16 protein-coding genes are annotated in these 20431 nt (G+C 65.3%); 4 read left to right on the forward strand and 12 right to left on the reverse strand.

Annotation, left to right across the window (positions count from 1 at the left end):
* Positions 1-269, reverse strand: a 269-nt coding sequence (locus Q4G50_RS10530) for a hypothetical protein (protein ID WP_303377620.1), incomplete at its 3' end; no start/stop codon positions are given.
* Between Q4G50_RS10530 and Q4G50_RS10535 the strand changes: the two genes are divergently transcribed.
* The 3 genes from Q4G50_RS10535 (at position 262) to Q4G50_RS10545 (ending at position 2802) form a co-directional block, all read left to right on the forward strand.
* On the forward strand, positions 262-1566 hold the full coding sequence (locus tag Q4G50_RS10535) for a MinD/ParA family protein (RefSeq protein WP_303377621.1): 1305 nt from the start codon (positions 262-264) through the stop codon (positions 1564-1566). The two genes, Q4G50_RS10530 and Q4G50_RS10535, sit on opposite strands and share 8 nt — an antisense overlap.
* Positions 1542-2201 (forward strand): hypothetical protein, encoded by a 660-nt coding sequence (locus Q4G50_RS10540; protein ID WP_303377622.1) that lies wholly within the window; start codon positions 1542-1544, stop codon positions 2199-2201. Before Q4G50_RS10535 ends, Q4G50_RS10540 begins: the two co-directional genes overlap by 25 nt.
* Before the next feature lie 388 nt (positions 2202-2589).
* Positions 2590-2802 (forward strand): hypothetical protein, encoded by a 213-nt coding sequence (locus Q4G50_RS10545; protein WP_303377623.1) that lies wholly within the window; start codon positions 2590-2592, stop codon positions 2800-2802.
* Positions 2803-2861: 59 nt separating this feature from the next.
* On the opposite strand, the gene Q4G50_RS10550 is transcribed toward Q4G50_RS10545, so the two are convergent.
* The 10 genes from Q4G50_RS10550 to eccCa form a co-directional block, all read right to left on the reverse strand.
* Complete coding sequence (locus tag Q4G50_RS10550; protein WP_303377624.1) at positions 2862-3209, reverse strand: hypothetical protein; 348 nt, start codon at positions 3207-3209, stop codon at positions 2862-2864.
* Between the two features lie 54 nt (positions 3210-3263).
* Positions 3264-3425: a hypothetical protein gene (locus Q4G50_RS10555; RefSeq protein ID WP_303377625.1), complete on the reverse strand. Its 162-nt coding sequence runs from the start codon at positions 3423-3425 to the stop codon at positions 3264-3266.
* Between the two features lie 571 nt (positions 3426-3996).
* Positions 3997-4437 (reverse strand): hypothetical protein, encoded by a 441-nt coding sequence (locus tag Q4G50_RS10560; protein ID WP_303377626.1) that lies wholly within the window; start codon positions 4435-4437, stop codon positions 3997-3999.
* Positions 4434-9590, reverse strand: a complete 5157-nt coding sequence (locus Q4G50_RS10565; RefSeq protein WP_303377627.1) for a DUF6531 domain-containing protein — start codon at positions 9588-9590, stop codon at positions 4434-4436. The genes Q4G50_RS10560 and Q4G50_RS10565 overlap by 4 nt, the downstream gene beginning before the upstream one ends.
* Before the next feature lie 58 nt (positions 9591-9648).
* Entirely contained in the window at positions 9649-9939 is a 291-nt protein-coding gene (locus Q4G50_RS10570; protein WP_303377628.1) for a WXG100 family type VII secretion target, read from the reverse strand.
* A 33-nt stretch (positions 9940-9972) separates the two neighbouring features.
* Positions 9973-10308, reverse strand: coding sequence for a WXG100 family type VII secretion target (locus Q4G50_RS10575; protein WP_303377629.1), 336 nt, complete (start codon positions 10306-10308; stop codon positions 9973-9975).
* A 146-nt stretch (positions 10309-10454) separates the two neighbouring features.
* Entirely contained in the window at positions 10455-10757 is a 303-nt protein-coding gene (locus Q4G50_RS10580; RefSeq protein WP_303377630.1) for a hypothetical protein, read from the reverse strand.
* The gene (locus tag Q4G50_RS10585; protein ID WP_303377631.1) at positions 10757-11086 is read right to left on the reverse strand and encodes a hypothetical protein; all 330 of its coding nucleotides are present in this window, start codon (positions 11084-11086) and stop codon (positions 10757-10759) included. Before Q4G50_RS10585 ends, Q4G50_RS10580 begins: the two co-directional genes overlap by 1 nt.
* Before the next feature lie 38 nt (positions 11087-11124).
* Positions 11125-11832, reverse strand: a complete 708-nt coding sequence (locus tag Q4G50_RS10590; RefSeq protein ID WP_303377632.1) for a hypothetical protein — start codon at positions 11830-11832, stop codon at positions 11125-11127.
* Between the two features lie 170 nt (positions 11833-12002).
* Positions 12003-16028, reverse strand: a complete 4026-nt coding sequence (gene eccCa, locus Q4G50_RS10595) for a type VII secretion protein EccCa (protein ID WP_303377633.1) — start codon at positions 16026-16028, stop codon at positions 12003-12005.
* A 43-nt stretch (positions 16029-16071) separates the two neighbouring features.
* On the opposite strand from eccCa, the gene eccD reads away from it, so the two are divergent.
* On the forward strand, positions 16072-17475 hold the full coding sequence (eccD, locus tag Q4G50_RS10600) for a type VII secretion integral membrane protein EccD (RefSeq protein ID WP_303377634.1): 1404 nt from the start codon (positions 16072-16074) through the stop codon (positions 17473-17475).
* A 103-nt stretch (positions 17476-17578) separates the two neighbouring features.
* Here the strand turns inward: eccD and Q4G50_RS10605 are convergent, their stop codons facing one another.
* Positions 17579-20314 (reverse strand): ATP-dependent Clp protease ATP-binding subunit, encoded by a 2736-nt coding sequence (locus Q4G50_RS10605; protein WP_303377635.1) that lies wholly within the window; start codon positions 20312-20314, stop codon positions 17579-17581.
* Positions 20315-20431: the final 117 nt, after the last annotated feature.

Here is a 20431-nt window from a genome sequence, read left to right on the forward strand (position 1 = left end):
TGCGGGGTCATGAAGCCCTGTTGCGCCATCCAGATCTCATGCGCTACGGGGGTTTTCAGGAACTCGATAAAGGCGGGGCCGACCGGGTTATCGGTCAGCAGCGCGAATGACGTGCCGCCACCCAAAAGCGGCTGACCCAGTCCGGCCTCATCCGAGGCGGGGAAATAGAAGAAATCCGCATCCCGCCCGATCTGGGTGCCCTCGGGGAAGAAGGTCGTGATAAAACTGGCCTGACGGTGCATATAGCAACCCGGCGGGCTGGTGAACAAACCGTTCGGGCTGTCGCGGAAATCGGTCGAGGCCACCGCGCCGGTGCCCCCCGCCGAGCCGTCCGCCGCTCCGTCCGCGACGCCGGACACCCCGGAGCCACCTCTGGCAACGGAGCCCCCAGAGTCGCCGGAAATCCCGGAGCGCCGGGAGAGCGCACAGGAGCTCATCGAGCGCCTCCGTGAGCAGGACAGTGAGACGAACGAGAAGAGCGCGACGAGCAAGGCCGACGACGTCGCTGTCCCGCCAGCGGGCCGGGAGAAGAAGGACCCGGTCACCGAGCAGCCGCGGGGGATGTTCACCAGCTCTGCCACCCCGCCGCCTCCGGCTTCCGAGCAGCCGGAACCTGCCGCCTATGATCTGACTCCCCCTCCCGCACTGGACCAGTCCACCCTGGTCAACCGGGTGCGTCGCGCCCCGAAGGGCGGGTGGCGGCGGTTGGTGCACACCATCTCCGGTGGGCACATCAATCCGGGTGAGTCGGAGAAGCAGCTGCTGCAGGACGCCCTCGAGGAGCAGATCTGTGCGCCGCTGCGCGGCGATTACCGCATCGCGGTGATGTCGCTCAAGGGCGGGGTGGGGAAGACGACGACCACGGTGGCGCTGGGCGGCATCTTCGCCACTGTGCGCGGCGACCGGGTCATCGCCATCGACGCGAACCCGGACCTGGGGACCCTGGCGCAGCGGGTGGCTGCTCCGGGACCCGCCACGATCCGGGATCTCCTCGCGGCGGAGGACACGTCCCGCTACCCGGTGGTGCGTTCATTCACCACGCAGGCGACCTCGCGCCTGGAGGTGATCGGTTCGGAGCGTGACCCCGCGGTATCCGAGGCCTTCAGCGAGGACGACTACCGGCACGCCATCGACATCCTGCAGCACCATTACAACGTTATCCTCACCGACTGCGGCACCGGCCTCATGCATTCGGCAATGTCCGGCGTGCTCGATCTGGCGAACACGCTGGTGTTGGTGACGTCCCCGGCGCTGGACGGCGCGCAGTCCGCGGCAGCCACGCTCGACTGGCTCAATCTCCACGGTTACGAGCAGTTGGCGGCCAATGCGGTGGTGGTCATATCGGCGGCGAATCCGGGGCAGGCGAGCATCGACATGGAGCAGCTCATCAGCCACTTCCGCTCCCGGACCCGGGCGGTCCATGTCGTTCCGTTCGACCGCCACCTGTCTGAAGGGGCGACGATCGACATGGATCTTCTTGATCGTCGCACCCACCAGGCCTACATGGAGCTGGCCGCGATCGTCGCGGAGGATTTCGATTCATGGCACCGTCACGCCGCTCCGTGAGTGCCGGCGCCCTCGTAGCACTGTGCTTGTCGACGTCCGCCTGTTCCGCCCGTCTCGAGCCGTCACCGCCCGTGCTCCACAAGGACGTCGACCAGATGCAGCAGTGGTCCAGCTCCCGTGCGGAGCCCTATGGCATCCCGGAGCGCCAGTTGCGGGCCTACGCCTTTGCTGCTTGGCGCATTCACCAGGATTCGGGTTGTCAGGTGGGATGGCCCACCCTCGCTGCGCTCGGTTCCGTCCTCAGCGACCACGGTCGCATCGACGCCGGCGAGGTCACCGAAGACGGCTCCACGACCGTTGCTCTGCGGGGACTCAACCTCGTCCACCCGGACCGCCCCCAGGAGGTGCCGGACACCGATGCGGGCACCGTCGACGGGGATTCCCAGCGTGACATCCCCGTCGGCCCTCTGCAGATCATGCCGAGCCGATGGGAGCAGTTCGGCATCTCCGCCGAACCGGGGCGTCCGGCTGACCCCGACAATGTCGATGACGCAGCCCTCACCACCGCCCGGATCCTGTGCACCGCCGGCGACCCGACAACCCCTGAGGGATGGGATTCCGGGCTGAAGGAGATCGACCCGGACCCTGAGTTCATCACGGCGGTCCACGCACGCGCCAAGGAGTACTCCCGATGAGCCGCCGTCACGTCGTTCTTCTCTTCACTGCACTGTCGCTGCCACTCGCCGGTTGCGGTGCCCCGGGGTGGGCGAAAGAGGAGACACTGGAACACCACATCCCTCCCCTGGGGCAGCTTCCCGATCTCCCCGCCTATTACCTCCCGCCCCCGCCGGAGGAAACCACGCAGGCGCCGGCACCTCTACCTCCTCCCCCGGCGCCGGCACCGGTTCCCGTTCCGGAACCGGCCCCTCAGCCGGCGCCGGCACCACAGCCGGCACCAACGGTGACAGTCACCCGCCAGGAGGCACCTCCGCCTCCTCCTCCACCCCCTCCACCGGACGACGCGATCCGCATCCATGTCCCCGACTTCCTCCGCCCCTGACCTCCCCTCCTGAATGAGACGACATGAGCGAGACAACCCAGCCCCGCAAAGACCACCGCGCCACCGTGCAGGCCCACGCACTCCGTATGTCCTTGGCTGATTCAGCAATCCGCTTCGGCGCCACCGAACCATCGCTTCCACCACGACGTCCGGGCATCCTCTTCTTCTCTGCCGTTGTGGCGTCCGTGGCGCTGGTGGTCACCATAGGCGCGGCTGTGGTCATACAAATGCTCTGAGACGAAGGCCCGCAACCCGCACCACCGGCTCACGCACCTCTCTCATAGCCATAACGTCCTCAGATCAACCATTCAGTGTCGAAATCGGAGCCGATGAACCGGGAATCAAGAAACTCAACATCCTTGAAATGAGGACACTTTGGCTCATATTTGTCGACCAAGTCATCCCACGACGTGATGTCATCAAGCACCTCCCGCAGTGCCGCCATCACCGTCGTCACATCCTTACGCCGCAGATCCAGATCATCCCACCCCGGCACCATGTCACGCCACCACTCTTCCAACCCCTTCGAGTCCAAGAAGGTATCCAGAGCATGATCAAATGAGACACCACGACCCCCCCCCGTGTAATCCACCATCAAATCATCACTGTCGATACTGAGTAATGATGATGGGGATGATGGCATGTAAAATCCATTATCCTTCATCTCGGTGACATAGCGAAGCGGCTTGTAACGCAGTTAGATGTTGAGACACTTCCGCGCCGACTCCTTGGCAATACGAAACTCATGCCTCACCCCATTTGCTTCGTAGGACCACACCATCGCGCGACCCTCCCGCACGAACAAGCCATCCATGACCTCCAGGACCATCGCCCGGAAATTCCCGAAATTGTACTCCATGTCACCTCTATAACAGTCGCAGCACTTAAGGATCTCAAGAACTGAGCGACTCACTCATAGGCAAGCTACGAAACTTTCCACTGTCTGGCGTCCTTGAAGTCAACTACGTCTTGGATCTATATCCCGCCCATCCACTCTCGGCGAACGAGACACGGCTATTACCAATCCGGAGGGCAATAATGTCCCTTCAGGGTCAATCGCAGAGCTTTCCACATACACTGTCACGTTCGTAGGACCACTCCAAGGTAATGGTATGAGGAGGCTATCTCCATCTCGCGCGAACTTGCCGGAGGTATTGGCCAACGGTCCAATTTTAATACCAGTATCTGCAACTTGAAGGACTCCCTCCACGACAACTGGAAGATCTTGCGCATCCCCCACAAGTGTTAAGGGAAAGTAGTCGAGATCTCTGCCATCGACCATAACCGTACGAACTGAGATTGACGTCTCTGATAATGCATAAAGGAAGTCCCTATCCCACTCAGCTCTATTGGGCCCCAACCTCTCTCCATAGATGGTCACTAATCCATCCTCAGGATATGAGTCAAGCGCGATTGGCTCAAAGCTTGCCTTACGGTCCAACGTTTTCCATCCTTTCGATGCAGACAATTAGGCCTGTGGGAAGATTTGGAGGCTCGCTCTGCATATCTACACTCGAAGAGAACACTCGCACACAGACGCTACCGCTCCAGGGTACAGGTATCATGCATCCAATAATGCCTCTTTCAAGCTGCTCTCCAGCAGAACGAGCATGTGCTATTTCGACTCCTCTTTCGTCTATTTCAAGCACGCATTCGAGAATTTTCATTCCTCGAAGGCCGGAACAAGTTCCGACTTGTATTTCCACCGGGAATTGATCTGATTCTTCTGCAACTACTACTGTGATGCTTCCCGGGGTGGTCGTGTATCGCAGATTGTCGCCCCACTCCCACGGAGCATCGTCTTGCTTGCCAAAAATTTGGACAATTCCGTAGGCAGACCAAGCGGATAGGTTAAATACCTTTGACGTCACTCAACGAGCCTAACATGAAACCAATCTCCGATGCCCACTTTGTTGTTCCTTATAAAGCTGCCCAACATGCCTCCTTGGCTATTCTGCGCATTTTGCGAGACTCCTAGGACAGTAGAACCAGTTCCACCTTGAGCTGTAGAAGCATAAGGGAACTCATCGGGACTAAGCGGTCCGTTCCATCCCCTAATAGCATCGCGCCGATTTGCACTTCCGAGATCCGATCCAATGCGCTGCAGAAGATCAGGCTGCCCATCGTTCATAGCTCGAATAAAGGTAGTGGCGGTTTCAGGGTGCGCACTTCGTGAGAGCTCGAGAACGTGCGGATTCAATTTGTGCCCAAGTCTTGGATGGCCATCAACAACACTATCCGCGTCTATGACATTTTTGAGGGTTTGTTTGTCAAGGGCTCGCTGATGTGCGTTCAATCCGAGTACATCGACCCAGGATCCGGGGTGGATCACATACCCCTGTGCGCTGCTGACGTTCGGACGGACCCCAAGGGGGTCTTGTGCGCCGTAGACGCCGGCTTCTGGGTAATAGGACCGGTAGCGGTTGTACACCCACCCCGACTCAGCATCCTCGTACTGCCCGGTAAACAACAGCGGTGATTCGAATAGGCCTGTCCAGGAGCGTTGCCCGTACAGCGACTGGGTGACACGACCCACCACCTCACCGGTGCCGGTGTCGAGGATCTCTCGGGGTGCACCCGCCAGGTCCGTGACCAACGCAAAGAACTGCGCGTCCACCTCAGCCTGCGACCAGTTCGACACCGGCTTGTCAGGCGCACCCGGCACGCCTGGTTGGTGGTGCAGGTGTACCTGCCCCGTCAGCTCCCCGGTACCCGGGTCTCGTACCCACACCATCGCCTGGCTCTGGCGCTGTGGGTCCATGCTTACGGTCTCCTGCTGGGCAACCAGCACGTCACGATCGTGAACAAACACCACCCGCGAGAGAACCATCCCTGAAGCTGCCTCGACCTGCTCCTTCGCCACGCGTCGACCCAGACCGTCATAGACATACCGCCAGCCCACTCCTGGTTCCTCGGAGGAAGTGAATCCGATCGGTTGGCCGGAGTCCCGGTAGAAGAACTGGTGCACCACCGGCGGCTTCGACAATCGCTTACGCACGGTACGCACCACCCGCCCCGCAGCGTCATACTCATAGCGGGTCAACCCGACCTTTACCGGCCGGGTCCCCTCCGCCTCGACGTCACCTCGGGCCAGGGTGCCGGCACCAGAGACTTCCTCCTCACCGAAGCGCCTGAGCCCCGGGGACACATGATCGAGCCGCCCTGCCGGGGTGAACCCGTAGCGTTCACCACCGGCCCCGTCACCGTGGTCGACACCGATGGCCCTGCCCACCGCATCAACGTCAAAGATGCTCTGACCGGCGAGCTGATCGATGACTGCGACCAGCGCGTTATCACCCCGCCAGCGATACTCTCGCCCGGCCAGGGCACGCACCCCGCCAGCAACACGGCTATCGAGCGTCGTCACCTGATCGCTGGTCACGCGATTACGCGTGTCGTACCCAAATTCCCGGACCACGGATCCGGATGTCCACCGGGAGCGACGACCCACCGCATCGGCTGCGGTCTCCACCCGGGCGATCTGAGAAGTGTCTTCCCTGTCGCCGACCCGCATAGTGACGGTGCTCAGCTCGCCTGCCTCATCACGGGCATAGGACTCCTCCCACCAGGTCCCGTCAGGAAGCCGCAGTCGGGTCCCGGAGTACTGCCCGGCGGGAGAATAGTCATAGACCACCGAGGTGGTTTCCCCACTGGTCAGCGCGACTGTCTCGCCCTTGGCCCGACCCCACTGGTCGCGGAGGATCTCCACGTTTGTCTCCGGGGTGACGATCGACACCACCCGCCCCGCATTGTCATAGTGCATCCGCGTGAGATTTTCACCTGCCGTACGTGTTGTCACCCGGCCGGCCTTGTCGCGCCGTGTTACCACCGTGCCCGCCCCATCCGTGATCGACATGGCCCGCTGATCCGGATCCACGTCGATGCGGGTCTCATAGCCGTTGTAGTCCACTTCTCGCACCACCTGGCCATCCAGGTTGTACTCGTAGGTCCAGACCATCGCATCCGCGTTGATCAACGTCACCGGCTCCAGCTGCGAGTTGTACACCACCCGGGTCACCGCCCCGGTCGCGTCAACAACTTCCGCAGGGGTGTCGAACACCGTGAACCGGGTGCGCGTGACCGCACCTTCTTCGTTGATCGCCTCGATCTGGTTGCCTTCTCCGTCATAGCGGGCCGACAGCGATGTGCCGTCCGGGTGGGTCACCGTTACCGGCCACCCCTCCGGGGAGTAGGCCACCACGGTGGTCTCCCCCACCGGGTTCATCGACTCGACCACCAGGCCCCGGACATCACGCTGCATCGACCATCGACGCCCCGCTCCATCCGTACGCGCCACCACCCGACCGGCACCATCGCAGTCCACCAGCATGGTTACCCCCGAAGGATCAGTCACCGAGGAGACCACCACACCAGAGACGCGCCACTCATACCCGTAGATCGTCCGCGCCCCGTCCGGAGCGGTGACAGCGGTGACCAGACCCGCCTCATCGACCTCATATTCCGTGACCAGACCGTCCCGGCCCACCACCTCGGCTGCTCGCCCCCAGGCACCCGGGGTCACCGCAATAGAGGTCCCGTCCGCGAGGTCCTCACCGATGACCACCCCACGCTCATCCCGATACACACGGTGCACGCCCCCCGAGGCAGCAGTTTCCTCCACCACCTGGTGGAACTGGTTGTACGCACGGTCGACCATCGCCCCTTCCGGAGAAATGATCCGCCACACATCGCCTGCCACCGTCGAGCGATACACCGTGGCCCGCACATCGCCGAGTACCTCGTCCGCCAACCATCCGGCCGGCACCTGGTGATGCGCACTCGAGCGCTCACCATCACGCCCCCGCCCCGTCAGACCCGCCCCGCTGAGGCCTTGGTCGCGCAGCGCCTGCACCAGGGGCAGGGCCTCCAACCGGTCCAACCACTCAGAGACCAGCCCGTCACCGATCTCCAGCGGATCGGCAGGAAACTCCACGGCCGTCTCGATGAGCACACACACCTGACCGCCCACCGGGGCGTCCGCGCCGTCATCCTCCAGCCACACCAGGGCGTTGGCGAACATCCCACCGGTTCCCACCTGGGAGATCACCCGACCCTGCTCATCGAACCGGTAGTAGTAGGACACCCCGTTTCGATCCGTCCACCCGCACGGGCGAGACTGCTCGTCATAGTGGTAGCGCAGCACCCCGGCCTGGGAGTTGATCACCCGCCGCAGCTGCCCGTACCCGTCATACTCATAGGACACCAGGCGCAACGCCTCCTCACCGGGATGGGTGGATTCATTCGACACCCACACACTGGCCACCCGGCCCACCCGCTGATCCCACACCATCTCCAGGCAGGTGCCATCCGAGCGGCGCATGGCGACCATGTGGCCGGACTGCGGCTCATACTCAAACTCAATCGATGCGCCCGTGTGATGCAGCAGCGCAGACACACCGATCTCCACACCCGCGCCCACACGCTGCGCCACCGACCCGTCCCGCACACCGGCCCCCGCCGACGAAGCCCCGAACGATGGTGGTGCATCCACCACCGCGCCCTCCGCGCGGTGCTCAGCAACCGAGCCTGCAACCGCGAACACCCACGTCACTCCCTCAGCGATATCACGGACCCGGTACGCGCCGTCCCCGTAGGACAACCACCACGCGCGTCCATCGGCACGTACCTCCGAGCCGTCAGCAGGAGCCGGCGGGAACGTCACCAATGCCCCGTCCGCACCCACCATGAGCACCTCGTCAGCACAGACCTCGATACGCACATCCATCCGCGACACCCACCGCGGACCCAAAGCACGGCCCAACTGGTGCGCCGAATTCGAGTTACGCTCCACCACCAATGGCAGCACACCATCAATGCTCACGTCGGTCTGGAAATCCACCAGGTTTCCCGTCGCCATGTCCACCGGCTCCGCGGCGAAACAAATCTCCCGCCCCCGGGTCACTGCTGAGTACGCCTTTTTCGCAACATTCTCCCCGGCCTCGCCAAAGGCCTTCTGCAGACCATTGGCGGTGCGCAGCGCCGAGGACTTCGCCAGTGACTTCACCGTGCTCAGGGCCTGCGTCGACATCTTCGACCCGGACTGCGCGAGCCGGGCGGCCATCGGGCCGAGTTTTCCCAGCTTCGCTAGTTTCGCGAGACCACCCACCGCACCGCACGTGGCCAGGTCAAAGAGGAACTCCCCCCACGACACCTCGCCGGCGGCAGCCAGCAGGCCCTTGAGCCCCACGCCGATACCGATGAACACCGCGCCGAGCACCTGCAGACCCGGGATGAACAACATGATCGACCCGATGATCTGCAGCGCATCTGAGAGCACCTTCAACAACTCGGCATGCTCACTCACCCAGTCCTTGATGTCCTCCCACAGCGCCGCCAGACCGGAGGGATTCTCCTGGAATGCCTTGCGTGCCTGCGCCTGGACCACTGACACCTGCGCGGTCACCGCGACCCCCAGATCGGCCTTGATCCCCTGGGCCGAGACGATGTCCGACTCCCACACCGCCACCGCCGCGGCATGCCGTCCCTGGGCTGCGACGAATGCGGACTGGGCTGCCGCCGCGTCCGCCTGCGCTGCCGCTGCCGTTGCGGCCGTCGCCGCGTTCACTCCCGGAACCAGCGACGTCGCCACAGCCGAGGCTGTCGCCACCTGCGCTGTCACCGCCGCACGCGCCGCATTGAGCTCCGCCGCGTTATACGCCGCCACCGCTGCCTGCACCTGGGCATGATCGACCGCAGCACGTATCACCAGGGAGTTCATCAACCCCAGTGCCTCAACCAGCGCGACCTGATACCGGCCGATCGCCTCACCCACCCCCGTGTGCGCCTGTCCTGTGACGTCCAGATGCTGCGGGAACTGCGCATGCACCAACTCCCGGTACCGGTCTCCCTCCGTACCAATGAACCCACCGTCGGTGATCCCCCGCATCGACGCCGCCGCGCCCAACGCCTGCTCACCGAACGCCACCCAGCGTGCCGACGCCAGGCCCACCTCACCCGGATTGCCACCCACATGAAACTCCGACGCCTTGTAATGAACAAACGGCAACAACGGCATAACAGGCATGACGAACAGGAACCTTTCAGGCGGTGAAGTGGGGAATAGGGGCGTCGAGAAGCGGTCTCTAGCCCTGGATGGCCGCGGAGGCGCGGCCGCGGGTCTCAGACACCGAGGCGGAGTTCTCATCGAGGGCGGCACGCACCTGCCCGAGGATCTCCTTGATATTGGTGGCGGCGGACGACCAGCGTCCGTGGATGCCCTGGTACTCCTCCTGCTCGGAACCCTCCCAGGCGGAGGCGAGCTTACGGATGTCGGAATCCATCTCCGACAGGGTCGACTCGATCTGGCTCATGACGTTCTGCAGGTCCTGCGAGGAGGCATCGGCATCGGCATTGTTGTACGCGTACACAGACATGGGTGTTCCTCTTCTCTCGTGATTCGGGTGGGGCTAGACGATGGCGCCGTCGTTGAACTGCATGCCGGCGAACTTCTGCTGGAGCGCTGAGGTCTGCTCCTCCTCGCCGGCCTGGTAGGCCTTGCCCGCTTCATCGACACGCCCGGTGAGCTGCTCGAGAGCCTGGTTGACCTTGTCCATGTTCTCCTTCCAGGCCTGGGTCATGTTGTCCCACGCAGCGACCGAGGATCCCTTCCACGAGGCCTTGAGCGGCTCGATCGCGGACATGAACCTGTCGGACTGCGCCTGCAGGGACTGATGGTTGGCCTGCAGGGAGGAGACGTGGGAGGAGACTGCTGAGTGTTCGACTGAAAGATGTTCGGAAGCCATGGTGATCTGTTCCTTTGCTGTTCGTTGTGGTTGCTTCTCGACGCCCCCGGTTGCTCGGGGTGTCAACATGTCGTGGGAAGGCGCGCGCCCGGGATGCGGGGGTCACCTGCTGGAGATTCCGACCTCCAGGAGGGTTCCCGGTTGCGTCAGGAGGTGGATTCGAGCACCTCCATGATCGCGGTGCGCACCTGCGTGTTTCCGTCCTGGAACGCTTCCAGGGCCTTCTTCATGTCACCGAGGATGGAGGACATCCCGGCCAGGCCCTGACGGATCTGCAGGTTGAGCTCGTAGTAGGCGTCGGCCTCGACGGCCACCCATTCCGGCCGGAGATTCTCCATCTGGCCGTCCATCGCCTCGATGATCTCCCCGATGGAGGTGGCGGTGTCCGCAGCGCTGGCGTTCGAGTCATCCGCAAGGGAATCCGTGAAGGCATACACTCCGGCAGCCATCAGCCCTGCCCTCCCTCACGCAGCGCGGAGGCGAAGTCCTGGAAGCCGCTCGCCCCCTCCGTGTCGAAGTCCCCGACCATCTGCCCGATCGCCCCGGACACCTCGCCGAGCACACCGACGTTGTCGATGAGCGTCCGCCGGGAGGCCTCCCACTCATGGAAGAATTCGGCGACCGCGGCCTGCATGCGCGACCCGTGGATGTCATCCACTCCGCTCACCGGCGCGACACCTTGCTCCACGGCGTCCAGCTCCGTGCTCATGGCGCCGAGCTGCGAGGCCAACGCCTGCAGGTGCTCGACGGGGACCTGTACGTGATCACTGAGACTCATGTTCTCTCTCACCTTCTCGCTGTTGATGTGGGGCCGGATCAGGACCGCACTGACACCAGACCGTCTGCATGCGCGGCCACCTCGAGTCCGTCGGAGGTCTCCGCAACGTCCGCCAGGATCCGCTCCCCCTGCCCCTCCGGGACGATGCGCACACTGTTGATCAGCCGGGCGACGACGTCACGGACGCTGTCCGCCAGCTCGGCGGTGGGTGCGGAACCGGAGACGATGAGAGTCCACGACGAGTCCGGCAGCGGCAGAAACCCCTGGTGGGTGTACACCGGGCGGCGTTGCGTCAGCGGTCCGGAGAGTGCCTCCTGGGACACGGCCAGCCAGGAGTGCCCCTCGGGGGTTCGCTGGAGCTGCGGGTCCTGGTGGGCGAACGCGCGCTGCGCCGGCGCCAGGCTGGCCCGTCGGGGCGCCGCATCCTCCCACCGCAGCAGCAGGGTGGCGGCGGAGACGGTGCCGTCCTCGAGCAGACCGGGCAGCACGAGCGTGAGCAGCACACCACCGTCCTGAGCCGCCCGAACCGTGTGGGAGAGCTGCTCCCGGATGAGTCGCTTCTCGGCGGCACGGAAGCGGTGTCCGGGCAGGTAGTCCTCGGACAGGCGCTCGGCCCGCACCTGCCACGTGTCGGGGTGAGTGTCCAGCAGGAGCCACGAGGTGGGCAACTGCACCCGCCACAACAGATCCGGGCGGGGAGCTGCGGGATGGAACTCCAACAGCGGGACATCGACCTCGGCAGGCACGCAGGACTCCTTCGGTGTGGGTGGCATGAACCTCCACAGCATCACTCACCTGAGGGAGTTTTTCAGCACGAGAACGCGATTTCACAGGTGTGACCTGCGCAATCTCCACTATCCATATGGTGCAGGCAGGAAGCAGTCATAATTTCCCAAGTTTCCTCAGGAAACACTTCTCACCCCTCGTGGCCCGGATGGTACGCCAGCTGCACCATGTGCACCTGGCCGGAACGGTCGACCCACTGGGCCCGCCCCGGCGGCAGTTCGCGCAGGTAGACCTTGGGCCAGATGGCCCCCTCCTGTCGGTCACCCGAGAGGAGCAGGCCCTGGGCCCCCGCCTCGCGCACGCCCTGCATCACCGGGTCATAGCTGGCGCGGGACATTCCGGTGGAGCGACGGGTGAGGATGACGTGCAGACCCAGATCGGCGGCCTGGGTGAGGAAGGGTACGAAGGGGCGCAGCGGATTGGCACTGCCCTCGATCATGTCGAGGTCGTCGATGATGAGGTAGATGTCGGGCCCGCTCCACCAGGAGCGCGTGCGCAGCTGCTCGACGGTGACGTCCGCCGGCGGCAGGCGTCGTTCCAGTTCCTTGACGATGCCCTTGGTGAGGATCTCCGCCGACTGGCGGGTCCCGGCGTAATCCCCGAGGAAGGGCTCGGGGACGAAGCCGAGGAGCCCGCGGCGCATGTCGAAGACACCGAACATCACCTCACCGGGCTTCCTCTCCCGGATGATCTCGCTGATGAGGGTGCGCAGCGTCGAGGTCTTGCCGGAGCGGGCGTCACCGACGATGACCAGGTGGCGTTGGGCGCCGTCGAGATCGAAGCGGACGGGGGTGAGGGTCGACTCGGCGATGCCGACAACCCCCGGGGGCGTGCCCCGCCGGCCCTGCAGCAAGTCGGCGTAGGTGACCATCTCCGGCAGCATGCGCACCGCCGGCGCGGACGCTCCCGGCCAGGCTCCGGAGATGGCCGCCACCAGCGCGCTGGGGGTGTTCTCCCGAACCACATCCGGCTGGTCAAGGGTGGGCAGCGAGATCTGGCTGTAGAGCGAGTCGGGGGTCAACGCCCGGCCGGTCGGCTGCCCCTGCAGAGCAGCGGCGGGGGCCCGGCCCACGGAGGAGTCGACCGGGTCGTTGAGCACCAGTTCCACGCGTGTGCCGATGACGGCCTGCACCTGCAGCTTGAAGTCCGCCCACCGTCCCGACGCGACCACGACGTGGATGCCGTAGCCGAGCCCCCGCTCGGCCAGTTCCATGACGGTGTCGGCGAGATCCTCGGCGTCGCGACGCAAGGTGGCCCAGCCATCGACGACGAGGACAACGTCCGCGGAGGGCAGCTCCGGCAATCGGCCCTCGGCGTGCAGGCGGCGCATCTGCTCCACCGAGGAGATACCGTGGGCCGCGAAGAGTCGTTCGCGTTCGCTGAGGAAGCCCCGGATCTCCGCGACGAGGCGGCGGAGCTTGTCCTCCTCGAAGCGCGTGGCCACGTCGCCGACGTGCGGGAGTTCGGCCAGGTAGCTGAGTGCGCTGCCGCCCATGTCGACGACGTAGACGTGGACCTCGTCCGGGGTGTGCGTCAGCGCCAGCGCGGTGATCAACGACCGCAGGGTGGTGGTCTTTCCGGACTGCGGAGCACCGAGGACGGCGACGTTGCCTCCGGCCCCCGAGAGGTCGAGGATCATCGGCCCCTGCCACTGGTCGAGAGGGTGATCCTTGACCCCCAGGGGAACGTGCAGCAGTGCTTCTCGACGCCCCACCAGCCCCCGGTCGGAGGTCAGTTCCAGGCGGCCCAGCGCCGCCTCCAGCCCCGCCGCCTCCGGCAGCGGGGGAAGCCAGATCTGCCGGGTGCGGTCAGCCGCCGGGGTGAGACGGGAGACGACGAGGTCGAGGGTGATGCGTGCAGAACGGGCCTGCGGTTGCTTCAGTGCACGCTCGGTGCGGTGGGCCTCCTGCCGACGGGACAGCCAGGCCTCGGTGGTGTTGGCCAGTTCCAGGGGCATCGGAACCGCCGGGAGCTCGCGGTCGGTGCGGCTGGCGGTGGACTGGTAGGGCCCCGAGACGTAGGCGGCCTTGAATCGCTGGAAGATGTCCGGATCGACCTTGAGGTAGCCGGAGCCGGGGAAGGGGGGCAGCTCGTGAGCGGCGGTGGTGCCGATGGCCTGGCGGGATTCCTGGGCCGAGAAGGTACGCAGGCCGATGCGGTAGGAGAGGTAGGACTCGAGTCCGCGGAGACGTCCCTCCTCCAGACGCTGGGAGGCCAACAGCAGGTGGATACCGATGGAACGGCCGATGCGACCGATCTGCACGAACAGGTCGATGAACTCCGGCTTCGCGGCCAGCAGTTCACCGAACTCGTCGATGACGACGAACAGGACCGGCAGGGGGTCACTCACCTTTCCCTCCGCGCGCAGCTGCTGATACTGGCCGACGTTGGCGAGGTTGCCCGCCTCCTGCAGAACGCGCTGGCGACGCTGGATCTCACCGAGGATGGAGTCATGGAGGCGGTCCACCAGCCCGGCACCATCCTCGAGGTTGTCCACGATGGCCGCAGTGTGCGGCAAGGACTCCAGGCCGGCGAAGGTGGCTCCGCCCTTGAAGTCGACGAGGACGAGGGAGAGCAACTCCGGCGGGTGACACACCACCTGAGAGAGCACGAGGGTACGCAGCACCTCCGATTTACCCGAACCGGTGGCACCGACGCACAGGCCGTGCGGGCCCATGCCGCCCTGCGCGGACTCCTTGATGTCCAGTGTCACCGGCTGCCCGGCGGCGTCGATGGCGAAAGGGACGGAGAGGAAATTCTCCCGCGGACTGGGAGCCCACGCTTTCCGGATGTCGTAGGTGGCGAAGTCCCCGATACCGAGCATCGCATCGAGCCCGATGGTCTGCTCCAGCGGTGCCTCCGGAGTGGCGTCCTCCACGAGGCGCAGCGGGGAAAGCACCCGGGAGACGGCCTCGGCAAGGGAGACCGGGACGGCGTCGACACGCCCGGTCGAGCCACCGTAGAGCAGGCGCTCGACATAACCCTCCGCACCCTCCTTCGGTTCCCGGATCTCACCGCGGTCGAGGAGCTGGACACGGAAGTCACGCGCGGCGTCGATAAGCACGCGCACGTCGACATGAGAGGGCTCCAGATGCTGAACGGACGAGGTCGCCAGCACCGTGATCCGCGCCAGATCGACGCTCGACAGCTCCCCCAGGCGGGCAGCCAGCCAGGAGCCGTGGGAGGAGTCCATGTCCACGACGACGAGCAGCTGCGCCTCGTCGAGAGGCTTCGACGCATAGCGGGACTTCTCCTTGACCTCCGCGGCACGCTCCGCGATCGTCTCCAGCAGCAACGCGGCGGACTCCTCGTCGTGGGAGACGCGCCGACGGCCGATGGGCCCGTCGAAATGCTCCTCATCGAGCAAGTGCGGCAACCACAGGGCCCACTCTGCGGACTCCCGGTCGGCCAGGGGCAGGGCGAGGTGCATCCGGAGATCCTCCGGGGCGTGGAACACCGCCGCCTGCAGCAGCAGCGCCCGCACGGCCTCCGCCGTCACCGCGGGCGGTCCGACGAGCGAGACGACACCCCGCGTCGGCACCGCGATGGGCAGGGCATCGATGGTGCGGGTACGGCGCAGCATCCGGTCGAGATGCGCCTGCGCGATCGGCTCGACAACCTGCATCGGATCCCCACCGGGACGCACATCCACTCCACACGCCAGCTCGCCGGTGCCCACCCCTAGGCGGAGAACCAGGAAATCCTCATCCCCGCGCCGCCGCTCCCACAGACGGTAGGGGTCACGCACCACATCCGTGAGCGCCGCAGGTTCCGGATTACGCAGTGCCGACTCACGCTGCTGCCCGGCCGCCCGGTCCCGGACCTCCCGCTCCTTCTCCCCGAGATGCTCCAGGAAGCGGGTCCGCTCCTCCTCCGCACGTTTACGGCTACCGGTACGGCTGCGGATGAACATACCCACGGCGGCGAGGATCATGAGGACGAACATGGCCGCCCCCACCGCCATACGGATGGGATTCCCGGAGGACATCATCATGAGGACCATGCCCGCCCCGCCGACGATGGGCATGAGCATCATGAGTGCGTTCGCACCCCCACCACCAGCACGAATGGTGGGGACCGCCGCCAGATCGACGGCATCCTCGGGCGCCACGCTGCGGTGGGCGCGGGCCGGGCGATGGATGATCCGGGTACTCATGGAGAGCCAGCCTATCCCCCGTTTGCCAGGAGAGCATGAGAATATGACCGGCATGGCTCCGATGTTCATCCGACTCAGCGTGGTGCGCGATGAGCGGCAGCTCGATGTCAGCCTGCCCGCGCACCGCCCCGTCATCGACTTTCTCGACGACACCATCGCCCTCCTCGACCGGCGGGAGGGTTCCTCCTCCCCCGGCGACACCGTGGCACAGGCCCACGCCTGGGCGCTGTCCTCTCCGCTGACCGGCACCATCGAACCCACCACCACCCTCGCGGAACACGGCGTCTCCGACGGGCAGCGCCTCTACCTCACCCCGCGTATCGACGCAGCCCACTCCCCCTTCGTCGACGACATCATGACCGAGATGCGCGACACCGTCGCCGATGTGCAGTGGACCTGGTCGCGCGGAGCCCGCTCCGCCGGCCTGCTCACCGCGGGTGTGATTCTGCTGGCCCTGCTGGGAGGAGCTGCTGCCCTGCACACGCTGACCGGCGCCGCGGAGTGGACCAACACTCGGCTCATCACCACCGGCATGCTCGCCCTGGTCGGAGTGATCAGCACCGGGCTCTCCTTCTGGCGACCGCAGACGTGGCTGCGGTGGGTCGGTCTCGGACTCCCGCTGGCAGTGGCCGTCCTCGTTCTACCACTGCTCGGAGCTCTGCCCGCCACTCAGATGTGGGCCTGGTGGGTGGCCGCGGTGTCCCTGTCCGCAGTGCTGGTGCCGGCGGCTGCGGGCCGCGGACGACCCGGTGGCGGCGTCGCCGGCATGGTGGCACTGGGGCTCACAGCTCTCGTGGCTGGCGGGGCCGGGGTTGCTGTGACGCTCGGCGCCAACCCACTCGCCCTCGCAGCCTGGTCGGCCTGGGTTCCGGTGCTGATCCTGCTCGTGGCCCCGACGGCGGCGCTGTCCTCCACCGGTCTGCCCTCCCTGCTGCGCCGTCACGACGCCGGCGATGCCGTTCGGCGCGAGGATATCCGCCGCCGGACGCTGCGCACCGAGGCACTCAATCGTGGACTGGTGTGGGCTGCCGTCGTGATGTCCGCCGCGATCATCCTCGTCCTGTCGCTTGGCCCCCACTGGCAGCAGGGACTCATCCCGGCGCTGCTGTCGGTGGTCCTGCTGCTTCGTACTCACGGCTTCGCGGACGCCCGTATCATCACGCCGCTGCTGCTCACCGGATGCGGCGGTCTGGCACTGTGCGCCGGTGCGTTCCTCGAGTGGCTGGTTCCCACAGCCGACCACTGGGCCGGGTGGTTGCTCGGCGCCGGAGTGATGCTCATCCTCATCATTGTGCTCCTCGGCGTACAGGGCCGAGAGTCGGACGAGCTGGGACAGGCACGGAGGGCAAAGGTGATCGGCGTGATCGACGCGGTGGTCTCCCTGGCCGTCATCCCCGTCATCCTCATCGCCCAGGGTGTGTTCACCTGGTACTGGGCTACGACCTGAGGGGTCAGGATGGCGAAGGGCCGGGCGTGATCTTTGCGGTGGCTCAACGACAAAAACGCTCCACCGGAACGTGCGGTGGAGCGCCCTCTATCGGCGGGTACGCCTAGACCTGAGGTGCGGGCTGCGCACTGCCGGCACCGGCCGGACCCTCATCCGGTCCGGTGGACAGGTCATCGGTGATCTCCGGGACGTCGGGGACGTCCGGGGTGATCGAGTCGGCCTCGACCTCGACGTCACGCACCGCCTCCGCGGCCTCCGGGGAGATCTCCGAGAAGGTGCCCTCCGGCAGCGGCTTTGGACGCGGGGTGAAGGTGAAGGAGGCACCGTCGGTGTCCTTCGACTCCCCGTCCCAGCCGTCGACGTCGACGGTGACGATCTCGCCGGCACCGAGCTCGCCGAAGAGGATCTTCTCACTCATGGCGTCCTCGACCTCGCGCTGGATGGTGCGGCGCAGCGGGCGGGCGCCGAGGACCGGGTCGAAACCACGCTGGGCCAGGAGTGCCTTGGCCTTGTCGGTGATCTCGATGCCCATGTCCTTGGCGGCCAGAGCCTTCTCGACGCGGCCGATGAGCAGCTCCACCATCTGGACGATCTGCTCGCGGGTGAGCTGGTGGAAGACGACGATCTCGTCGATACGGTTGAGGAACTCCGGCCGGAAGTGCTTCTTCAGCTCGTCGTTGACCTTGTTCTTCATGCGCTCGTACTGGGCATCGGAATCCGTCTCCGCGGAACCGCTAAAGCCCATGCCGACGGCCTTCGAGATGTCCTGCGTGCCCAGGTTTGAGGTGAAGATGAGCACCGTGTTCTTGAAGTCGACGATACGGCCTTGGCCATCGGTGAGACGACCATCCTCCAGCACCTGCAGGAGGGTGTTGTAGATCTCCTTGTGGGCCTTCTCGATCTCGTCGAAAAGCACGACGGAGAACGGCTTACGGCGCACCTTCTCGGTGAGCTGGCCACCCTCCTCATAACCGACGTAGCCGGGGGGCGCGCCGAAGAGGCGGGAGGCGGTGAAGCGGTCGTGGAACTCACCCATGTCGATCTGGATGAGGGCGTCGTCCTCACCGAAGAGGAACTCGGCCAGAGCCTTCGACAGCTCGGTCTTACCCACACCGGAGGGGCCGGCGAAGATGAAGGAACCGGAGGGACGCTTCGGATCCTTCAGGCCCGCGCGGGTACGGCGGATGGCGCGGGAGACGGCCTTGACGGCCTCGTCCTGGCCGATGATGCGCTTGTGCAGCTCATCCTCCATGCGCAGAAGTCGGGAAGACTCCTCCTCCGTGAGCTTGAACACCGGGATGCCGGTCCAGGAACCGAGCACCTCGGCGATCTGCTCCTCGCCCACCTCGGCGATCTCCTCGAGATCACCTGAACGCCACTGCTTCTCCTTCTCCGAGCGCTCCTCACCGAGCTTGCGCTCCTTGTCGCGCAGACCCGCCGCCTTCTCGAAGTCCTGTGCGTCGATCGCGGCCTCCTTCTCGCGGCGGACATCGGCGATACGCTCGTCGATCTCGCGCAGCCCCTCCGGAGCGGTCATGCGCTTGATGCGCATGCGGGCGCCGGCCTCGTCGATGAGGTCGACGGCCTTGTCCGGCAGGAAACGGTCGTTGATGTAGCGGTCGGAGAGGTTCGCGGCGGCGGCCAGGGCACCGTCGGTGATGGACACGCGGTGGTGGGCCTCGTAGCGGTCGCGCAGACCCTTGAGGATCTCGATAGTCAGCTCGACGGACGGCTCCGGCACCTGGACCGGCTGGAAACGACGCTCGAGTGCGGCGTCCTTCTCGATGTGCTTGCGGTACTCGTCGAGGGTTGTGGCACCGATGGTCTGCAGCTCACCGCGGGCCAGCTTCGGCTTGAGCAGTGAGGCAGCGTCGATGGCACCCTCAGCAGCACCGGCGCCTACCAGGGTGTGGATCTCGTCGATGAACAGGATGATGTCGCCGCGCTGGTTGATCTCCTTGAGGACTTTCTTCAGGCGCTCCTCGAAGTCACCGCGGTAACGGGAACCAGCGACCAGCGAACCCAGGTCGAGGGAGTAGACCTGCTTGTCCTTGAGGGTCTCCGGCACCTTGCCGTTGACGATGTCGAGTGCCAGGCCCTCGACGACGGCGGTCTTACCCACGCCGGGCTCACCGATGAGCACCGGGTTGTTCTTGGTACGACGCGAGAGCACCTGCATGATGCGCTCGATCTCCTTCTCACGGCCGACGACCGGGTCGAGTTTGCCGTCCCGGGCTGCCTGAGTGAGGTTGCGGCCGAACTGGTCGAGGACCAGCGAGTTGGAACGGTCACCGGGGCCACCCTGGCCCTGCGGGCCGCCGCGACCGGCACCGGAACCGGCGCCGACGGGCCCACCGGCGGCCTGCTCCGGGGTTGTCTCGGGCGAGCCGCCCTGGCCACCCTCGTAGCCGGAGAGCAGCTGAATGACCTGCTGGCGCACACGCGGCAGGTCAGCGCCGAGCTTCACCAGCACCTGGGCCGCCACACCCTCGCCCTCACGGATGAGGCCGAGCAGCAGGAACTCGGTGCCGATGTACTTGTGGCCCATCTGGAGGCCCTCCCGCAGGGACAGCTCAAGAACCTTCTTGGCCCGCGGGGTAAAAGGAATGTGGCCGGTGTGCGGCTGGGTGCCGTGGCCGATGATCTCCTCGACCTCCTGGCGCACAGCGTCCAGCGAGATGCCCATGGATTCCAGGGCCTTCGCCGCCACACCCTCACCCTCATGGATGAGGCCGAGCAGGATGTGCTCGGTGCCGATGTAATTGTGGTTGAGCAGCCGCGCTTCTTCCTGCGCCAGCACGATGACGCGGCGCGCACGGTCAGTGAACCGTTCGAACATGTCTCTACCCCTTACTTTGTTCCCTAACTTGTCACCTACTGTAACGCGCGGGGAGGCAAATCTATTTGCACTCCGGAGTTTCGAGTGCCAGAACGAGAGGGTCGTCGCAGGTCAGGG

The organism is Corynebacterium sp. (genome assembly GCF_030538285.1).
Taxonomy (GTDB): domain Bacteria; phylum Actinomycetota; class Actinomycetes; order Mycobacteriales; family Mycobacteriaceae; genus Corynebacterium.

Bases quoted from the DNA above. Each gene is read 5' to 3' on its own strand.
- Q4G50_RS10545 (WP_303377623.1), top strand. From the start codon at position 2,590: ATGAGCGAGACAACCCAGCCCCGCAAAGACCACCGCGCCACCGTGCAG.
- Q4G50_RS10550 (WP_303377624.1), bottom strand. From the start codon at position 3,209: ATGCCATCATCCCCATCATCATTACTCAGTATCGACAGTGATGATTTG.
- Q4G50_RS10580 (WP_303377630.1), bottom strand. From the start codon at position 10,757: ATGGCTGCCGGAGTGTATGCCTTCACGGATTCCCTTGCGGATGACTCG.
- Q4G50_RS10605 (WP_303377635.1), bottom strand. From the start codon at position 20,314: ATGTTCGAACGGTTCACTGACCGTGCGCGCCGCGTCATCGTGCTGGCG.
- eccD (WP_303377634.1), top strand. From the start codon at position 16,072: ATGACCGGCATGGCTCCGATGTTCATCCGACTCAGCGTGGTGCGCGAT.
- Q4G50_RS10540 (WP_303377622.1), top strand. From the start codon at position 1,542: ATGGCACCGTCACGCCGCTCCGTGAGTGCCGGCGCCCTCGTAGCACTG.
- Q4G50_RS10555 (WP_303377625.1), bottom strand. From the start codon at position 3,425: ATGGAGTACAATTTCGGGAATTTCCGGGCGATGGTCCTGGAGGTCATG.
- Q4G50_RS10565 (WP_303377627.1), bottom strand. From the start codon at position 9,590: ATGCCTGTTATGCCGTTGTTGCCGTTTGTTCATTACAAGGCGTCGGAG.
- Q4G50_RS10570 (WP_303377628.1), bottom strand. From the start codon at position 9,939: ATGTCTGTGTACGCGTACAACAATGCCGATGCCGATGCCTCCTCGCAG.
- Q4G50_RS10575 (WP_303377629.1), bottom strand. From the start codon at position 10,308: ATGGCTTCCGAACATCTTTCAGTCGAACACTCAGCAGTCTCCTCCCAC.
- eccCa (WP_303377633.1), bottom strand. From the start codon at position 16,028: ATGAGTACCCGGATCATCCATCGCCCGGCCCGCGCCCACCGCAGCGTG.
- Q4G50_RS10585 (WP_303377631.1), bottom strand. From the start codon at position 11,086: ATGAGTCTCAGTGATCACGTACAGGTCCCCGTCGAGCACCTGCAGGCG.